The sequence below is a fragment of the Helicobacter bilis genome (assembly GCF_900198365.1).
Taxonomy (GTDB): domain Bacteria; phylum Campylobacterota; class Campylobacteria; order Campylobacterales; family Helicobacteraceae; genus Helicobacter_A; species Helicobacter_A bilis_B.
Genome location: NZ_FZMS01000016.1, coordinates 1 through 19,651, shown reverse-complemented (window position 1 = coordinate 19,651; position 19,651 = coordinate 1). Strand labels below are relative to the sequence as shown.

General features: G+C 34.4%; 15 protein-coding genes and 2 pseudogenes. 3 read left to right on the top strand and 14 right to left on the bottom strand.

What is annotated here, in order from left to right:
- Nucleotides 1-239 precede the first annotated feature (239 nt).
- The 3 genes from C6H08_RS02910 to C6H08_RS02900 are packed head-to-tail and all read left to right on the top strand — an operon-like array spanning nucleotide 240 to nucleotide 3,879.
- Nucleotides 240-2,345 carry a polyribonucleotide nucleotidyltransferase gene (locus tag C6H08_RS02910; protein ID WP_034580447.1) on the top strand — a complete coding sequence of 702 codons (2,106 nt, stop codon included), beginning with the start codon at nucleotides 240-242 and terminating at the stop codon, nucleotides 2,343-2,345.
- Between the two features lie 26 nt (nucleotides 2,346-2,371).
- Complete coding sequence (locus C6H08_RS02905; RefSeq protein ID WP_034580445.1) at nucleotides 2,372-3,388, top strand: 3'(2'),5'-bisphosphate nucleotidase CysQ family protein; 1,017 nt, start codon at nucleotides 2,372-2,374, stop codon at nucleotides 3,386-3,388.
- 20 nt (nucleotides 3,389-3,408) lie between these two features.
- The gene (locus C6H08_RS02900) at nucleotides 3,409-3,879 is read left to right on the top strand and encodes a GNAT family N-acetyltransferase (protein WP_034580442.1); all 471 of its coding nucleotides are present in this window, start codon (nucleotides 3,409-3,411) and stop codon (nucleotides 3,877-3,879) included.
- A gap of 135 nt (nucleotides 3,880-4,014) precedes the next feature.
- Here C6H08_RS02900 and C6H08_RS02895 read toward each other — a convergent pair whose 3' ends face one another.
- The 14 genes and pseudogenes from C6H08_RS02895 to C6H08_RS02830 all read right to left on the bottom strand — a co-directional run bounded on the left by C6H08_RS02895 (nucleotide 4,015) and on the right by C6H08_RS02830 (nucleotide 19,555).
- Nucleotides 4,015-4,458 carry a toxin-antitoxin system YwqK family antitoxin gene (locus C6H08_RS02895; RefSeq protein ID WP_034580440.1) on the bottom strand — a complete coding sequence of 148 codons (444 nt, stop codon included), beginning with the start codon at nucleotides 4,456-4,458 and terminating at the stop codon, nucleotides 4,015-4,017.
- Between the two features lie 323 nt (nucleotides 4,459-4,781).
- Nucleotides 4,782-5,396, bottom strand: a pseudogene (locus tag C6H08_RS02890) (trimeric intracellular cation channel family protein); the annotation flags it as partial.
- An 18-nt stretch (nucleotides 5,397-5,414) separates the two neighbouring features.
- Nucleotides 5,415-7,001, bottom strand: coding sequence for a methyl-accepting chemotaxis protein (locus tag C6H08_RS02885; RefSeq protein ID WP_034580434.1), 1,587 nt, complete (start codon nucleotides 6,999-7,001; stop codon nucleotides 5,415-5,417).
- A gap of 20 nt (nucleotides 7,002-7,021) precedes the next feature.
- Nucleotides 7,022-7,495: a lipopolysaccharide transport periplasmic protein LptA gene (lptA, locus tag C6H08_RS02880; protein WP_034562784.1), complete on the bottom strand. Its 474-nt coding sequence runs from the start codon at nucleotides 7,493-7,495 to the stop codon at nucleotides 7,022-7,024.
- Between the two features lie 9 nt (nucleotides 7,496-7,504).
- The gene (locus C6H08_RS02875) at nucleotides 7,505-8,104 is read right to left on the bottom strand and encodes a hypothetical protein (RefSeq protein ID WP_034580432.1); all 600 of its coding nucleotides are present in this window, start codon (nucleotides 8,102-8,104) and stop codon (nucleotides 7,505-7,507) included.
- Between the two features lie 53 nt (nucleotides 8,105-8,157).
- Nucleotides 8,158-9,300: a tRNA preQ1(34) S-adenosylmethionine ribosyltransferase-isomerase QueA gene (gene queA / locus C6H08_RS02870; protein ID WP_034580429.1), complete on the bottom strand. Its 1,143-nt coding sequence runs from the start codon at nucleotides 9,298-9,300 to the stop codon at nucleotides 8,158-8,160.
- 302 nt (nucleotides 9,301-9,602) lie between these two features.
- Nucleotides 9,603-10,100: an adenylyl-sulfate kinase gene (locus C6H08_RS02865; RefSeq protein WP_034562778.1), complete on the bottom strand. Its 498-nt coding sequence runs from the start codon at nucleotides 10,098-10,100 to the stop codon at nucleotides 9,603-9,605.
- Nucleotide 10,101: 1 nt separating this feature from the next.
- Nucleotides 10,102-10,872 carry a phosphocholine cytidylyltransferase family protein gene (locus tag C6H08_RS02860; protein ID WP_034580426.1) on the bottom strand — a complete coding sequence of 257 codons (771 nt, stop codon included), beginning with the start codon at nucleotides 10,870-10,872 and terminating at the stop codon, nucleotides 10,102-10,104.
- Complete coding sequence (locus C6H08_RS02855; protein ID WP_034562774.1) at nucleotides 10,869-11,519, bottom strand: gamma-glutamyl-CDP-amidate hydrolase; 651 nt, start codon at nucleotides 11,517-11,519, stop codon at nucleotides 10,869-10,871. Before C6H08_RS02855 ends, C6H08_RS02860 begins: the two co-directional genes overlap by 4 nt.
- Nucleotides 11,520-11,545: 26 nt before the next feature.
- Nucleotides 11,546-14,452, bottom strand: a complete 2,907-nt coding sequence (locus C6H08_RS02850) for a PEP-utilizing enzyme (protein ID WP_034580424.1) — start codon at nucleotides 14,450-14,452, stop codon at nucleotides 11,546-11,548.
- A 27-nt stretch (nucleotides 14,453-14,479) separates the two neighbouring features.
- Complete coding sequence (locus tag C6H08_RS02845; protein WP_005217920.1) at nucleotides 14,480-15,247, bottom strand: class I SAM-dependent methyltransferase; 768 nt, start codon at nucleotides 15,245-15,247, stop codon at nucleotides 14,480-14,482.
- 57 nt (nucleotides 15,248-15,304) lie between these two features.
- Nucleotides 15,305-16,157 (bottom strand): annotated as a pseudogene (locus C6H08_RS02840) (class I SAM-dependent methyltransferase).
- A gap of 305 nt (nucleotides 16,158-16,462) precedes the next feature.
- Entirely contained in the window at nucleotides 16,463-17,992 is a 1,530-nt protein-coding gene (locus C6H08_RS02835) for a DUF2972 domain-containing protein (RefSeq protein ID WP_158656792.1), read from the bottom strand.
- Nucleotides 17,993-18,349: 357 nt separating this feature from the next.
- Nucleotides 18,350-19,555, bottom strand: coding sequence for a DUF2972 domain-containing protein (locus tag C6H08_RS02830; protein ID WP_104686094.1), 1,206 nt, complete (start codon nucleotides 19,553-19,555; stop codon nucleotides 18,350-18,352).
- Between the last annotated feature and the right edge of the window lie 96 nt (nucleotides 19,556-19,651).

Sequence of the window (19,651 nt, the reverse complement as noted above, 5' to 3'; positions counted from 1 at the left end):
CATAATTGGCGTAATAAATTACATTAAGAATAGTTTGAATGGGCTAAATTCTAATAGATGAGCTTGAAATATTATATTTGATAATCAATACTAAAATCAAGCGTTACAATTTTACAATTCATGTAAATATATGAAAATTCCTTTTAAACTCAATTCAAAAAAAGCTAGACATCCTATCTACACAAATATTTGTTACAATTATCTTATTTTTGCCATATTTATTTTTTACAAGGATAGCTATGAAGATCATTGAGATTACTAACACCCAAACAGAGACATATATACTTGATAAATATGCGACACTTGCGGATAGATCGGTTATGCTAAAGGTTGGTGGTAGCGTATTGTTATGCAGTGTTTGTGTAGATTATGAGAATCCAAGTAGTGAAGATTTCTTACCCCTTAGCGTCCAATATGTTGAGAAAATGTATGCTATCGGTAAAATTCCGCAAGGCTTCCTTAAAAAAGAGGGCAAACCAAGTGATAATGAGATTCTAATCTCGCGTTTAATCGATAGAAGTCTTCGCCCACTTTTCCCAAAAGACTATCCCTATCCCGTGCAAATCACAATACTTGTAATGAGCTATGATGGAAAAATAGATATATGCCAAAAAGCTATGAATCTAGCAAGTATTTGTTTGTATCTCTCAAGCATTCCGCTAACACAAAAAGGGATTCTAAATGGCATAAGGGTTATGTGGCGTGATGATGAGTTTAGTCTTTGTGATGATTTAAATGAATTACTAGAATCTAAACTAGATTTATTTGTAAGCGGCATAAATAATAATGTTAGCATGATAGAAATGCAAAGCTTAAAGACTACTACACAAAATAGAGATTCTATAATAGAGAATGCAAATGAAATTAGCAAAGATGACTTACTAGAAGCGATAAGTCTAGCAAAAAAATATATAGAAGCTATGTCAATGCTGTATATGAAGCATTTTGAGCCTTTTGTTTTAGAAAAAAGAGAATATGAGGGTAGCAATAAGCTAGATTTAGCCTTGAAAGAAAGTTTAGAAAAAGAATATACAGATTCTATAAAAGAGTGTCTATGCAGCATGTCAAAGACAGAGCGGCACACACAGCTTATAGCCCTTATTCAAGAGATTTCACAAGCACATAATCTTGAGCGTGAAAATGTAGCAAAGCATGTATTTGCTATCAAAAAAGAGATTATGCGAAGCTCGATTCTAAACGAGGGCAAAAGGGCTGATGGTAGGACTTTGAGAGAGATACGAGAGATTAGCATAGAATCTAACCTTTTGCCTAAAACTCATGGCAGTGCTTGTTTCACACGGGGGCAGACACAAGCCCTTGTTACTTGCACTCTAGGTAGTCAAAATGACGCACAAATACAAGAAGGCATTCTAACTCAAGGTAAAAGTAAGATTATATTCCATTATAACTTCCCCCCATTTAGTGTCGGCGAAGCCTATCCTATTGGGGCAAGTTCAAGGCGAGAGTTAGGACATGGCAATCTTGCATTAAAGGCAATAGAATCTAATGTAGCAAATACGCCGCATACTATCCGTCTTGTATCAGAGATACTGCAGTCAAATGGCTCAAGCTCTATGGCGAGTGTATGCGGGGCTAGCCTTGCTTTGCTTGGTGCGGATATAAAAATGCACAATATGGTAGCAGGTATCGCAATGGGGTTAATTTATGAGAGCGAAGAGAGATTTGCGATATTAAGCGATATTATGGGGCTAGAAGACTTTGATGGTGATATGGATTTTAAGATTGCAGGGAATGAAAAAGGCTTTAGTGCTTTACAGCTTGATATTAAGATACATGGGCTTAGTGAATCTATTCTTAATCAAAGCCTAGACCAAGCAAGGGAAGGGATACTACATATTCTCTCACTTATGCGGAATGTAGAGATTAAGCCAAACTATGAGTTACTCCCGCAAAAAGAGAGCTTTTGTGTGCCACACACAAGCATTGGGGAGATAATCGGGCAAGGTGGGCGGACTATACGCGATATTATCTCTCGCTTTCAAGTTAGTATCAATATCGATAAAGATGAAAGTGTCGTGCATATTAGTGCAAATAATAAAGATTCTATGCAGAATGCAAAAAACTATATATTTGAGCTTTTACGCAAGAAAGAGAAAAAGGAGTTGCCCTATAAAGTTGGAGAATGCGTTGATGGCGTAGTGAGTAAGCAAGTAGAATCTGGCTTTCTAGTGGATTTAGCACAAGGTGGCAATGGAATCTTAAGGGCTATTTCCATGCAAGAAGAGTTGCAAATCGGTCAAGCTTTATCTGTTAGGATTCTAAGTTGTAGCTATGGCAAGACTGAGTTAGAGATTGTAGAAAATAAAGAAGAGAATGCAGAATAAACTCATTTAATATTTAGGAATTTAATATGCAAGTAGAGAGTTTTGAAAATCTAATCTATAAAACCCTTTGCATAGCTATTGAGGCGGGAAAAATCATTATGAAATTCCATGGTGATACTACGCATATACAAAAGGCAGATAAAAGCCCTTTAACACAAGCAGATTTAGAATCTAATGCCTATATTACACAGCATTTACAAGCAATAAGCCCATATAAGGTATGTTCTGAAGAAGCGGTTTTAGAGCATAATGAAAGAAAAGATTTAGAGTATTTTTGGCTTATTGACCCGCTTGATGGCACAAAGGATTTTATAAGCGGCAATGGCAACTTTACAATAAATATTGCTTTATTGCATAAAAATGAAGTCGCACTTGGTGTCGTATATGCCCCTTGCCTTTATGAAGCATATATTGGCTTAAAACGCTTTGGTAGCTTTTCATATAATATTTATGATTTTAAAAACTTTGTTTATATGAATCTTGAGAAAAAATCTCGTATTGAATGGCTTAAAACGCATAAGATTCTACTTGCAAAAGAGCATGTAAAAAAGATTTATGGAGATAATTTAGAGTTTTTAAGTGGCGTAGATTCTCATATTAAACAAGAGATTCTAAAAAATATTGATGAGTATATAGAATCTAGCCATGCTTCTAAAAGTGCAGAGAGTTTTGAGAAAATAGATTCTATACCCCTAGCTAATCAAAAAAGACTGATTGCTTGTGACTCTATCCATCATAGCACAAAGGCGACAGAAGAGTTCCTACAAAGATATAATGCCCTCGTGTTAAAGAGAGGCTCATCGCTTAAGATCTGTGCGTTAGCAAGTGGTATTGCTGATATTTATCCGCGTATGAATGGCACGAGTGAATGGGATACCGCCGCAAGTGAGATTATTTTACTAGAATCAGGTGGAATTACGCTTGATTTACAGACAAAAAAGCCCCTGTGTTATAATAAGGAAAATATCCGTAATAATCATTTTGTAGCTTTTGCAAAATCACACAGAAATGGTGATATTTATAGGGATATTATTGAATCTTGATAGTAAATAAAGGCGAGTGTATGCAAGAAATATCTATTTGCTCCCTAAAAGATAATCCAAGTTTGCTAGAGAAAGCACAAATTTTTCTGCTAAAAGCATGGGCAGATGAGAAAACAGAAAACTTTTATAAAGAAGTTTTGCAATGTTGTGTTAAAACAAGCGATTTTATCCCACATTTTCTTTTTGCAATAGATAAAGACATAAAGATTGTTGGTTGTGTTGGTATAGCATTGCAAGATTTTGTCTCATGTGCGAATCTTTATCCGTTTTTAGTGGCATTATATGTGGAAGAATCCTATCGCAACAATGGTATTGCAAGTATACTTATTGAGAAGGTAAAAAGAGATTGCAAAAATGCAGGTTTTAGCAATCTATATCTTTGCAGTGATTTATGTGGTTTTTATGAGAAGTTTGGTTTTGTGTTTCACAGCATGGCTTATGATGTTTTTGGCTTTAATAACCGCATTTATCATTGTGTTTTAGAATCTTAATCTTCAACATTTTGAGCCCATAGCCAAACATTTAGCATGGAGTCCGAAAAGATTTTCACCTACAGATCCCCAAACAACAACAAGAAGCAAGTTTCTAGCGAATGAGGGGGTTAGAAAGTGATTAGCGTATGGAACTTACTCTGCTGGACACACATAACCACCAGAACATGCATTGGGGCTGCTTATAGCGGACGCATCATTCCTTGATAAAGCCTTGCCGTTTGTGCATTTACCTGCAACAAACTTGTCATTAGTGTATTTTATCGTAGCAACTAGTTTTGTATTTACAAAAAGTTGTGCTTCACCCTCTTTTTTACCATTGACATAAGGCACCTTTGACTCTCCCATCCATGCACCCTCACAATATAGCATGGAATCTTCAACAACGCCATGTATCTTTCCGTTTTTATAGGGAGTGTTTGTATAGGATTCTTCACCCTCAATCATCTCTATACACCCACTCATTTTATCCTGTTTAATCTCACATACTTTTAGCTCTTCACCATACGCAATACTTGCTATACATAATGTAGCTATACTACCAACTAAAGCCTTTTTAATCAGTCCAAGAGATTTCATCTGCTGCCTTTCAATTTGAAATATGATTCTTACATAGAATCTGTGCTGATTCTACAAAAAAAAAAAAACAAAAATCAAGTTTTTTTTAGGACATTTATCGTAAAAGTAGAATAAATATAATTGATTCATTATAGATTCTGTATTTTAGTGTTATTTTAAAATAGTTTTATAGAATCTAGACTTTAGCTTCTTTGCCTAGTTAAATGAAATTCTATCTACTCTTTTTTAGAATCTTTTATATTCTTAGATTCTGTAAAATCTTTAGAATCTAGAGAATCTTTTTTATAAGATTGTCTTGTATCTTTTTGCTTATCATGTGGTAATTTTGTCTCATCAAAGGAAAAGACTGGCAAGCTAAGCTCATAATGCAAAGCAATCACACGAAATGAAAAACCAAAAGTTAGCGTAATAATAACGGCAATATCATTAGGAATAGGTGTGTAAAAATAAAGGCAATAATACAGCATACAAGCGACAATAGACACGCTTGCATAAAGTTCTTTTTGAAAGACAAGTGGTATTTTATTACACAAAATATCGCGTAAGATTCCACCAGAAATGCCCGTTACAACTCCAGCGATAACGCAAATCACAAAGCCAAAGCCATGCTCTGCTGCCTTATCTACGCCGATAATGCTAAAGGCGATTAAGCCCACTGCATCAAGCAATAAGAAAAGGCGGCTAAGGTTTGCAAAAAAGTATGGGATACGAGTTGTAAGCATGCTAAAAAAGCATAGCATGATGACATATTCAGGGTGTTTTACCCAAGTCATAGGGTGCATATTGAGTAAAATATCGCATATCGTCCCACCGCCAATAGCCGTTACTAAGGATATAAGCAAAACGCCAAAGAGATCCATTTTATACCTACCAGCTGCTAATGCCCCTGTGATAGATTCCGAAACGATTGCTATAATATAGAGTATTTGCAATATCATGTGTTATTCTCTTAACTTTTAGGTCTTAAACTTTGAGATAGAATCTTCTAGCAATTGTGCTTTTTGTGTCATTTCATTTACGACATCATGGATACTATGCCCTACTGCTTGCGTGCTTTCACTATGCGACATCATATCATTCATCATGGTATTTAGATCGCTTGTGCTTTGCACGATGGCATTATTTATCTCTTTTAGCTTTAGTGAATTGTCTTTTGTGATTTTTAGCTTATCTTTTGTATCGTTTGCATGTATGATTAAAGGCTCTGTTGTATCTGTGATAGTTCGCATAGAATCTGCTACTGCAATGATTGTGTGTTGCATATCACTTATACTTTGGGTTACAAGATTTACATTACTGCTGATCTCACCGAGTGATTTTCTCGTGCGTTCAGCAAGTTGTTTCACCTCATCTGCTACGACTGCAAAGCTTCTGCCATGCTCTCCAGCTCTTGCTGCTTCAATCGCGGCATTCAATGCTAATACATTTGTTTGATCAGAAATATCATTAATGATAGATATAACTTCTCTAATGTGATTTGCATGTGTGGTTAAGTCATCGACATGAGCTACTACGCTTTCTTGATTTCTAGCTAGCTCTGTAATAAGATTGATAGAATCTTGAAGTTTTGTAGTAAATTCTACTAAAGTCGCTTCTGTATCATCAATATCATGTATTGTATGACTTGTGGTTTGTTCTACAATGTCTAGCTGTTTGCCTACTTCATGTGTAAGGATATTGACTTTATCTACAAGCACAAATTGCTTATCTGCATTTTTTGACAAAGTTTCAGCGATTTCTGAAAGCATGAGGCATGTTGTAGTATTCTCTTCACTCACACCTTTGCTTAGGGATATAGTATTTTGTATCGTTTCTATAAAGCGATTTACATAGGTTGAGGTAATGCCTACCTCATCTTGACTTTTAATGGCGATTCGTTTTGTCAAATCACCACTCCCACCTTCTGTTAGATCCTTTGCCATATCTCTTAGATTATTAAGTGGTTTTACCAACTCTCTCTCAAAAAAGACATATAATCCAACAAGAGCAAAAACTCCAGCACCAACCATTGTGATAAGCAAGTAAGTCTGTGTTTCATCAATTTGGTCATACATACTACCTAAAGATATATTAAGATCTAAGACGCCAAGCACATCGCCTTGTTTTACATTTGCATGACACTCAAGGCAGCTTTCATTGGCAATAAGGGGCTTTTTAAGAGTAAAGCTACCTTTATGTGTGCCACTATCAAGATATTGCTCCTTTGTGCTAAATATCTTTTCTATATCAGCAGGAATGCTTTTAGAATCTCTTTCTCCCCATATTTCATCAATGCTTTTTGCCCGATATATTGAGATAGATTCTATACCTTCAATCTTACTTGCTTCTTCAATACCTGCGTCCATGACTTCTCGCACACCGATATTCATACCCATGCGTATAGTTTGAAATACAGAATCTCCAATCATCTGTGCGATTTCTTTTCCTTCTTTTGCTGCCATTTTGTTAAAACCATTTGCAATGGTTAAATAAAGCCCACCAAACCCACATACAATAAAAATAAAAAGAGTAAAAAGCACTTTAGAGCGAAAAGTCTTTAGCATAATATCTCCACTTACTAAATTTATTCATCATCTTTATCAAGCGTAAAGGTAACTCTTGCTGGAGCTTTCTTTTTGCCTACAATATTGGCATACTCCCCACTACCAGATAGCACTATCTCATCGCCTTTTAATACATTTGGCTTACCTATCTCTTCTACAAAGGCATTATCATATAGCCTGTATTCATTCTGCTTTACTTGATATATAAGTCTATTTGATTTACCTTTTAACTCTCTTTTATCTGTTGTGATAATGCTAAATCTTACATTGCCTATGGCTTCATATTTTAAAGGCTTTCTTGCCTTATCCGTATAGACTATGACTTTATCAGCAAAGAGTCTATCACTCCCTTTTTTAATATCTACATTACCTGTAATAGTCGTTACATTCCCAACGCTTTGAAAGTTCTGTGCCACAATGTCAATCACATCGGGTTTTGCTGCATACATAAGATTTAACGCAAAAATACATAGAATCATATAGTATCTTTTCATTTCTATCCTTTATCTTATAAGTGTTGTTTTAATATTTTTTGCTTTGATAATATCTGTTTCTTTATCATAGAATATATTTTCTCCATTTGTTGTCATGTCTGTATCTTCTATGAAAAATTTCCCTTTTCCTATGAATACTTCTGTTAGCGTATTATATACACCTTTTTCTGAAAAAAACTTTCTGTCCGGACTTTTTGTATAATTGATTCCATTTACAAAGTCATATTCATCACCTTTATGCCAGACTTCCTGTCCCTCTAGTGTCTCTGTGCTTAAATCATCATTAAAGCGACTGCCAAAAAAGCCAATATACACTTCTTTATCTTTATATTGCATACCCTTACTTGCTTTTACAATCATATCGACATGCTCTGCATTAAAGCGATGCAGGGTAAAGTCAAACATCTCAAGCTTTGGAATCTCTTCTGCATAATCATATTGAACGCCTTTTTGCTTAAAAAGTAGTAATGAAGCAAAGCTAAACAATAAAAGGGCAATAAAAAACACAAGAATATAGTCTATATTATGTAAAAATATCTTAAACTTTATATATCTTTTGAGTATAAAAATACGCCATTTTGTAAGCTCTTTGCCCCGCATAAAAGCCATATTCTAACCTTTGTAAATATCTTAAAATTCTAATAAGCAAATATTATACACAATTAAATAATAAGCATACCATCACCATAGGAATAGAATCTGTATTTATTTGCTATTGCTTCTTCATAGATTCTAAGCGTTTCTTTTCTGCCGATAATGCTACTTACAAGCATTAATAGACTTGATTTTGGTAAATGAAAATTTGTAAGCAAGGCATTTACTTTTTTAGGTGGATTAAATGGATTTAGAAAGATCGCATTCTCGCCTATAATATCACTTTTTATTTGTGCTACATTCTCTCTTATAAGCCATTCTACACTACGCATAGCAGTCGTGCCAACACATAGAATCTTTTTAGATTCTAGAATCTTTTGTGCTTCTTTTTTTGCGATTATGCAGGTTTCTGTGTGTATTTTATGATTTAATATATTCTCACAAGTTACAGGTTTAAAAGTGCCTGCCCCAACATGCAGAGTTACAAACGCATGATTGTAATTCTCTTTTAAAATCTCAAACATAGATTCTGAAAAATGCAGACTTGCAGTGGGTGCTGCTACTGAACCTTCACTTTTAGCAAAAATACTTTGATAATCTTTAGAATCTTTTTCTGTGCCTTCTCGTTTCATATAGGGTGGCAAGGGGATATTGCCACATGTTTGTAGTATAGAAAAGACTTTTTCTTGTGATAGCTCTTTTGCGTGATCTTGTGGTGAGTTTTGTTTTAATGCCAAAATATCTTTGAGTGTAAAAAATGAGACTATTTTATATCCATCATCTTTTATATCTACTACTTGTATAAATATATTTGTGTTATTGTATTGTAATGTAAATATATCATGCGATTTTGCCTTACCTTTTATTTGAACTAAATGAAGATTATTAGAAATGTGCTTATGATAGAATATTTCTCTTTTTGTTGGGAGTATGAGATCGCTTAGAATCTGTGTTTTACCATGTGCGTTGTGAAGAGATTCTAAGGAGAGTTTATTTGCAAAAAGTCTTGCATTTATAACCCTTGTATCATTTAGCACAATGAGATAATCTTTTGGGATATAGTTAAATAATTCATAAAATGTCGTATGTGTTATCTTGCCATTATGATAGATTAAAAGCTTAGCATTTTCTTTTGGTTTGATAGGCTCTGTTGCAATCAAATCATTTGGTAATGTAAAATCATAACTTGATAAATCTAAATCGTTTGACATGGGATTATCCTATTGATTTCTTATTTCGTTATTCTACATTCTAAATACGATTTTATAGTGTAATTTGTGTAAAAGATGATATCTGCCCTTAATTTGTTGAAATGGTAAGTGTTTAGCATATTGGATCATCATATTCTTAAAATCTAAAGTTTAATATTTTCTGTTGAATAATCTTTTTCTTACATCTGATAAAGAGAGGTGGCTTGAATTTGTAGATTAGTCTCATATTGCACAAGAAATCAATGTAAGATTGCTTACATATACTTAATAACTCACAAACGATCTACCCAAAAATTTTACACTCAAAACCCTTGTGTCTTTTCTAGAATCTCATCTATTGCTTTTTTGCTATCAAAATTATCATAAAAGACTAAATCACTTTGTGTTGGGGCAACTAAGCCTTGCATAAACGCCATATTATCGACACCATCTTTATAATAGCCCTTACTATCTCTTAACCGCAAAATATCTACATTAACATTGAGATATACTTCAAGATAGTTAGTAAAATTCTCTCTATTAAACTTCCTTATAGATTCAAACATAGATATTGTAGCTAACACCACGATAAAGCCTTGTTCTACTAGCATTTTTGCTGTGCGGACATAATACATTGACATCTTTTCCCTGCCATCTTTACTATAATCTGTATTGCCTACACATTCACGCAAAACATCACCATCAAGAAAAATCGCCTTTGTATTATACACTTCATCGATTTTTTGTATAAGCGCCTTTGCTAATGTGCTTTTCCCGCTGCCACTAAGTCCAGTAATAAATATTAGTCCGCTTTTTGTCATGCTAACCCCTTATAAAATCAATATCTAAATCGCTTTTAAAATCAATCTCACACCAATTCCCAAAAGTCTCTACCATATAAGCATTATGATAGGTATCAATGAGTAATTGCAAAAAGCTTGTCATATACATGTTGTTAAAATCTTTAGAATCATATTCTGCGTTTCTATCAAGATTCTCATAACACTCTATAACTTTTGCTAGAAAACTATGCGAGATTCTAAAAAGTCCAATGTATTGCCCTTGTATCTGGCTATAATCCTTTGGCTTTTTGCCTAATTCAATGATTTTTTCACCACAAAGCCTCAAAGTCTCTGCATCACTTAATGGATTTTCAAATCTTAAACTCCAAAGCTTACGCCATGCTTTATCTACAACGATACCTAAATCATAATCACATATCATAAGCTTTTTTACAATATCGCTAAAATACACAATATCTGCGTAAGATACGAGTAAATCCTGCCTTTTCTCTACACATTCAAGTAAAAATTCCTTCGCACAAAAGAGCGTTGTAACCATATTTGTGTTTGCGTAGTTTTCATTTTTATAGAATCTTATATTTGTTAAACTTTTAGATTCTATATATTTTTGCAATACATCAAACTTATATCCACCAACAATGCAAACTTCTTTTATACCCGCCTCAAACATTGCATTTAAAGCATAATCAATAATGCGTCTATCCTTGTAGCACACCATACATTTTGGCACATCTTGTGTAAGGGGCATTAGCCTTTGTCCAAATCCTGCTGCTAGAATGATTGCTTTCATTTTGTATCCTTATTATTAGAGTTTGTATAAAGTGCATTTTTCCACTTTTGAAAAACTTCGCTATTTTCCATGCCCCTCTCTCTTTCTATATGCCACATAATCCCAAAAATATTGTGAGATTTATGCTTAAAAGATTCAATGCTGTAATCTTTTGTATCGCTGCTTATCGCTAAAGATCTAAGATCTTTGCCTAGCTGTGTAATGGCGTAATTATGAAATGAGTTTGTTATAAATCTTTGTGTAGTTTCTAAATCCTGCACAACTTCATGCAACCCTACATGATTTTTACAAGGGGTAATCTGTGAGTTAAAATAATAAGCGATCATTTGTGCCCCACGACAGACCCCAAGCAAAGGGATAGAATCTTTTATACATAAATCTATAAGATTTGTCTCAAAAATATCTCTTTCTTTATTCAAAGGTGTCTCATTACAAACGCTTAAATCATTCCCACCACTAAGTATAACCCCCGCAATATCAGGCAAATAAGGGGCAATATCTTGCTTATAACTTAAAGGCAACATAAGAAAATCATGCAAGTGTATCGCAAAAAACTGCCCCCAATCTATTGCTAAAGATTCTCTTATTTCATTATATTCTTTCATGCTATAGAGTCGCTGTGAAATCGCTATATATCTTTTTTTCATGCTTTACCTTAATTTATGGCATGGTTTTATAAACAAATAATCTGTTCGCTTTGACAATCAATCATTATCCTTTCAGCTTTGCAATACTTTTGATACTGCTCTTCGCCTACGCCAATGACTGCTGGCATGTTTTGCTCTGAAGCCCTTATTGCCATGTGCGAGTTTGCCCCACCATAGCAAGTGATAAATCCAGCAATATTTTTTGTAAAAAGATAGTCAAAGCCCGGATCTGCGGCATAAATCAAAACGATTTTACCCTCTAAGTTAGAATCTGTATGTAAAGCCTTTAATGCAGTAATTGACTTTTGCGTAATAAAGTTTGGCATGACCTGTTGTGTCTGAAAGGCAAAAATTTGCTCTTTTGTAGTGATTAAAGGTGGCAATTTAATCGCTAGTGTAAGATTATATTCCTCCTTATGACGAGAGATAGAATCTAAAAGCTTTTGCTTTGGGCTTTTTGAATACAAACTAGCATAAAGTGATAAAATATCATGTATATCAAGATGTGCCATATCCTCTTTTGAAATGCCATAATGCTCCCCTAATTCGCCGATTAAAACAAGTGTATAAGATAAAAGCTTACTGAACTCAAACTTCGCATACTCCCTTCCCTCAATCGCAATTTTTAGAAAATGGAAAAATTCAGTAGAATCTATCTTTAATCCATGCTCTTTTAAGATTCTATCTAGCTTCTCTAGCCTATCTTTGCTTAGAGAAAATAGCGTGTGTTGTTGCATCTCATGCAATTTATCGAGGTTAAAATATCGCTCAAAATCTTCATCATAACGCGGACTTAAAATATCATAACTACCTGCGCGCAAATGTCCAAATTTCTCTAAAAATGCGGCTTTGTTTTCTGCATTTAGATTCATACTGCTTTCTGCTAGTTGCTTACTTATCGTATTTAGTGTATGTAAAAAAGCATTCTTTTCATCTTCGCTTAAAAAGCCAATGCTAACTAAAGAATTTAGCATTAAAACCGCTACAAAACCAGCCCTAGCAATACCTGCAAACGGCAGCGTCCCAAGCCTTTTGCATTCCTGCAAACTCCAATAGATTTTATCGATTAAGGAATAATCAGAGTTTTTAATCTTAGTAAAGGAATCTTGCAATTTTGCTACTTTTTCTAAATCTTTTGTGTAATAGCCATTTTTTGTGTTAATAATTTGATTTGTAAGCTCTAATAAAGCAAACTCTAGTCTTTTTATCTCATTGCTATTAAAGCCATGATTAAGAAGTGTTGTAAGGCTATTTGGCGTATTAAAATCATAACATGAAAAGACTATTTCAAACTCCACTTTATCATGGAATTGTGGATTAGAATCTAGCCTTTGCAAGTAGTAATTGGCAAGTTTTGAAGCAATTTTAGAATCTAAATCTTTTGGTATAAATGAGTTAAAAGACGCCCTTACATCAATATAGGGGATACCCAAAAAAGAGTGCATAAGCGGGTGTGAATGCAAGGCTTTATAGCCATAATTATCCCTTTGATATGCCCAAATATTATCTGTTACAATCTCTTTATAAAGGCTTAGGGCTAATCGCTTAGGACGCAATCCAATGATTTCTGCTGGATTCCAATCAGGCATAACACCAAAAATAGCCCTATCGCCCAGCACATTTGGTGTCTTTTTAAGGAAACTTGTAAACCTTTTTTGAAGTCTTGTTAGGGCATCTTGTGGCAATGCGTTAAAGAGATTGATATTTGATTTTACTAAAGGTCGCACTTGCAAGAGATAGAGTGTTTCATTACCATTTAATTTATTTTTAGAATCTTTGGTGCATTCTTGCATAGAATCTTTTTGCTTTATGCTATCTTGCTTTAAATCAAGTCGATTAGAAGTCTCTTTTATATCTTGTGAAAAAGGTTTTGCAAAAGCAAACTCAATATCAATGAAGTTATATTGCAAAAGAGATTCTAGCTCTTGCATAAGAGAGATGATTTGTTTGAATCTTTTGTTGTTAGATTCTAGATTCTGCGCTAAATTTGGGTGGGCTGCGGGGTTTAGGGCGTAATTTTTAGAATCTAGATTCCGTAAAAATTCGCCCTTGTCTATACAATTTGAACGATTGGCTGAATCGGAGGGATAGTCATTATCGCTTAGATAACTCCTACCCTCTAATTCAGCCAAAGCCATAGAACAACTGCTAGAATTTGTGGTTTTGTTTGTGTGCTCTGTTGGTGTAGATTCTATATTCCCAGCCGCTTGGGTGGGTGCAGGGTGTAAGGGTGCAAAATTTATAGAATCCAGATTCTTGTCATATTGAGTCTTTGAAAAAGGCGAAATATCCTTATTTGAATCTATTTTATCATTTAAGCTTTGATGAGATTTTATATTAGATGTTTCGCTGCACTCAACATGACAAGATTTAGATTCTAAACCCCAAGTATTTGTATCTAAAGACATGCCATCTTGGGTAAAATCAGGCATATCTCTATACTGAAAATAGCTTATTTTCTCCTTACTGCTTCCATCAGTAATGCTGCTGCTTGAGCCGCTACTATCGCATTCTATACAATAATATGGACTAAAATTGTCTTTATCTACACTAAAGCCAACGCCACATAAACTAATGTGTTGCAAATATGGCTGGATTAGAATCTCATCGTTACTATTTGGCATAGAATCTGCTACTTTTCGCAATGCTTCAATAATAGCTTTCTTATCATGTGCTACAATATCTGCGATACTAAGGAATGCTCCAGCATTTGAAGTATGTTTAGAATCTTCGCTTAGTGAAGAACTGCGGATAATAAGTCTTTGTATGCCCTCACTCTTGCAAAAAGATTCTATCAGATTTAGGGCTTCTTCTAAATTCGTCTTTACTGCCTCTTTTGTGAGTATTAAAAGCGGTAAAATCTCTGCATTCTTTAGCCTGTTTTGTAGCATATAAAGATTCTTTGCCTTACTTTGAAACTCTAATTTTTGCATATTATTCCTTACATTAATTCTTTAAGCCTACACTTTTCTAGCACTCCAGCACCTTGTCGTATATTTTATGCTAAACTCACTTGGCAGGGCTTCACGCATGGCATTGCTGATATTCTCAAACAAAGCATTGCCCTCGCTTGTCTCTAAATCCCAATAAGGATTTTTCACACTTTTCCATGCGTTGATATAGTTATCTATGCTTTGATGAAAGTAGAAATCTTCCTCTAGATAGATAATATTGTCAAATAAATCTTTTCTAGATTCTATAATCTCTCTTTGGTCCTGTCGTCTCACACCTCTATCATAGTTTGGCACAAATTTCACAATCACGCTTTCTGCCTTCTCTTGTATAGGATCAGCCAAATCCCTATGATTCCACATACATGAAAAATAGCAATTTGGCTTTAAAAGTCTATGTGCTTCTTGCATGGCAAAATTTCTATCCATCACATTAAAGCTACTCCCAAAGGTTACATAATCAAACTCGCCACTTTGTAAAGTAGAATCTATACCTGTTGCCCTAACCCAAGTGATATTTTTACCCTGCGTTCTCTCTATCCCAATCTCACGCATTGCATCATTTGGCTCAACCGCCACAACCTCTAAGCCTCTCTCCAAAAGCATAATACTCAAATTACCACTACCCGCACCAATATCTGCTACTTTCGCCTTTGCCCTACCCTCTTTTGCTAAAGAAGTGAGCATATCAATGCTTTTTGGTGCATAATTTGGTCTATAACTATAAAATTTCGCATGTTTTGTATAATCCCATACTTGTTCTACTATTTTTTCCATCGTTTTTATCCTTACTTATCTACGCACAAAGCAAGACAAATAAGGATAACAAACGACTTATGCCTTACGCACACTCCACGCACGAATCTTATAGGGTATTGCAATCTCATCTAGATTTGCAATCTTGGATTCAATCATGCTAAGAATTTGTTGCCATCTTTTTTGTCCTGCTTGTGCTTGAATATCATTTACAGAATGCCACGCACCCAAATACCTTTCTTTACTCATTACTTCTAGGTAGTCGCATTCCATAAAAAAGCAGTCCTTGAAATGCCCTGTTGAAACAAGGATTTCTTCCCATTTTTTCACATTTTGTGTCCCACTACTCACACGAGTAAGCTCTGGAACAATATTCTTAATTTCTGTTTCAATCTCATGGAATATCGAGCCTTCTGCTATATGACGCGGATTCCATATTGCTGTAAAATAGGCTGCCTTGTTTTGTGTAGAGGAATTTTGATAAGGTTTGCCCCCCCCCCCCATTGTCAGCGTTATTAGCCACATTATGGTAATAATTATCATCTAAGATTCTAGCAAACTCTGGCAGGGATTTTTTAGGATCAGTCCAGTGAAATGAACTCGCCATAATCACCCAATCAGCACTACTAGATTCTATACCAGTGTTTTCACCACTACCCTTGCACCATGAAATATTAGAATCTTTTGTGTAGCTTTTCCCTTCTTCTCTCATGGAGTCATTTGGCTCAACCGCTCTTATATTCATGCCAAAGTCATCAGCTAGAATCTTTGTAAGTTTGCCCGTGCCAGCACCAACTTCTACTACTCTTAGCTTATCTAAAGGCTTATTAGTGTCATTTACACATTTTATAAGCTTGTCTAAAAGCATCACACTATATGCGGGACGATTGTGATAGTGCTTTGCCACTTCCGTAAAATCACCTTGTTTCATACCTATCCTTTTTATTAGATTTCTTTGCTTGAATGCAAAATTTTAAGAATCTTAAAATGAGTTTAGATTCTTTGCTTTACTTATATGTCTATATTTCACATTAATAGCCATTCTTGTTTTGATTTATTGCGACCAAACCTCTCAGGTTTTAAGCACCAAAAAAGATATTTTGTTACACAAGCCATAACAAGCAACAAAATCTAGTTTCCAAAAAAAAACATAAATAAAACAAAAAATCTACTCTTCCATGATGAAAGTCTATATGTTAATGCAACAAAACTCTCATCATCTCATAGCAATTATTCTCACATATCTCCCTCCTCTACACACATTCTCTCAAACTCTTGGTAGTATTTCCACGAAGCAACAATATCTGGTCTATGTGCTTTTACATGGATAAGTTCTCTATCTAGCATAGCTTTAAATTTCTTTCGTAAATCCCTATCACCTCTAAAGATTTCCAACACATCATTTTCATGTTTTTTATTTCGTTGTATATAGTCAGTTCGCTTTTTAAGTTCATCTAGGAATCTAAGCATATAGGCTTTAACTTTATCCAATGTTTCTTTGTCATCTTGCAAGGCTTTTAAATCATCTTCACTCATACTAAAAGCGACTTGGTCTAGTAATGGGTGGGGTGTGTCAAAGAGAATGTGATTTATCATGACTGAATCTGATTTTATATTATGCTGGACACTGATGTGGACTTTGACTTTCTTGCTGTTTTGTGTCTCCATTGCGAAAGTAAGTGGTAGTATGTAGAAGAAATTACCAAATCGAATATCTACATAATCTTCCCTATTTTGCTCTTTGGGTAATGAAAAATCAAACTTTTTGGCGAGTTTTGTCATAGTGTCAAATGCCTTTTCTGGCATAATTTCTTGCATGTCAAGGTAGGTTATATTTGCATTTTTTGGTAATACTGCAATATTTGAGTAATATGCAAAAGAGCACAATCCTATAACATGCTTTAAAGAATCGTTGTGTATAAAGGCGTGATTGCTAACAAGTTTTCCCTCTGTATTAAAAAAGCCCATGCTATCCACAACCTTGTAAAAATCATCATTTATATCAAATTCAATAATGTGGTCATAATTTCTTCCATGCTTAAACCAACCATGATTTATTGCAGTTTTTATCCTTGATATGGGGTCTCGCACGAGAATAAGAAACCAATCATTATCTTTTAAAGCATAAAGTACTCGTCGTAAATCTTTTTCTTCTCTCTGCCATAGATGATTAATATATAGGCAGATATCTTGTTGTTTGCAATAATGTTTAAAAATTTTTTTATATTCCATTTCGCTCACACTGCTATGCGTCAAAAAGTCCGACATAGCAGCCCCACCTGATAAACCATAGCGAATAAAAACAAATTTGTATGGTGTTTTGGGTGGCAAACGCAATTCTAATGCAAGATTGTAGTCTATTGTAGAGTAGTCTATGGTGTCTGGTTGCAATAACGGTGGATATAATTGTATGCGTTGTGGCAATACACTCATGGCATTATCACCATCTGTGTTGATACTCTTTTGTGTGTGGGTATTGTATAGGGTAGTAATCTGTAGATTAGGATCCGACAAACAAGGGTGATATTCAGCAATACAATGGGGGGGGGGGGTAAATTCGTCTATTCTAGAATCTTTCTGTGGAGACATCATAGTCGCACCTATTGTACTTTTGCTGAGATTTTCTAGATTCTCAATACTACCATATTGACTTTTAAATATTTCAGACTCTAGCCACTCGATATGTTTTTTGAGATTTTTCATAAAAAATAATGGACTAATAACAATTATATTTCTATAATTTTCTTCAAAATGCTTGTATGCCAATTTGAAAGTTTTATATTGAGATTTGTTTAAAAATTTCTTAGGGTAAATCTCCAACAATAACTGAAACTTATTGTTATAGCGTTTTAGTCTTTTTTCAACTTTTTTCTCTAGAAAAGACAGCATATACCGTTTTACACCGACTCTTTTGATTGCACCAATTTGTTTTTTGGCATAGTGGCATATAAAAAATGTAATCCCCCTATGTCTCAAAACCCTTATGTTTCTAGACTTTTTTAAGCTCATCAACAACCTCGAAACTATGCAAACAATAAAACCGCACAGCAATAAAAATAAAACACTGATTTTATCCAACAAAAATTAACAATCATAATTCTCATATACACAAACACACCATTACTACTCTTTTATGCATATCTCCTCAAACTCCTGGTAATATTTCCATGAAGAAAAAATGTCTCTACAATAAGTCTTAAAATATTCTGCTTCCATTTTCATTAATTCTTGCAGTTGTTCTCTATGGGGGCCTGTTTTTTGCAGGTATAATAGAATGTCGGTTTCACTCACAAGCTGACTTTTATTATGCTCCACACTTACCTCTAGCATATCTATATATTCTGCAATATAAAGCCTTACTTTTTCATAAGATTCATAATCTTCCATTAATTTTGCAAATTCATCTTTATTTATCATAAATACTATCTCCATAGAATCTATAACGACTTCCTTGGCAAATATCTCTTGAGAAATATTGATTTTAGACTCCTTAAAAGGTAGATTTAACGAGAATCGATATGGCATAATCTCTATTGTGGCCAGAACATCTATAAGTTGTATCCTTAGAGAAATTGGTAAAACATATAACCCACCACGAAACATATTTGCTCTTTGAGTAAAGAGTTTTTCATCTGTTGGTGCTTTGGGTAAGCAAAAAATTTCATATAATCTTTGAAATGTCTTAAAAGCATTTTCTGCATTCAAATCATTGGTGCTTAGAATGTATAGATTCTTAATATATGGCTTTACATAAGAGAAAAAGTCATAGAATCCAGTGTATGAATGAAGCATATGTGTGTTTAAGCACTTTGTGTTTGGCAAACCTTGAGAATCTTTGTAGCAATATCTTAAGTCTGGAAACATTTTCTCTTTTGGTGTGTTTGGTGTTGGATTTCTCATTGCATGCGTGATTATATCTGCCATTGCATCGTTATCTAAATGATTTAGCCCTGATTTTAGCCTACTTATCACATCACCTGCGATATATATAAAGTCTCGCTTTTGTGTTAAATGAATGTATTTTGTATGTTCGATATATCTGTTGTGAATACACAGGATATTATATTGGTTTGGTTTTGAGACCAGCATATTAAAATCAAGTATGTATTTTTCTTTTGCGTGATACCAGAATGGCTCTAAATTCACCCCGCAATGTTCTAAAAATGACATAAATGCTTCACTGCCACTCCCACCATTGCAAACCCATACAAATTTATAGTTGCTAGGCAATGGCAAGTTTAGTTCCCACGCCATCTCCGCTCCGATATGTTTATAGTCTATTGTTTTTGGGTTAAGTAGCGGTGGATACGGGTTTATTACAGTACCCATATCTATGTTATGTTGAATTGAATTTATGTTTGGAGTTGGACTCAAATGATTGCTAGTTTGCGGTGAATACCCGTTAATTCAAATGGGGGGGGGGGG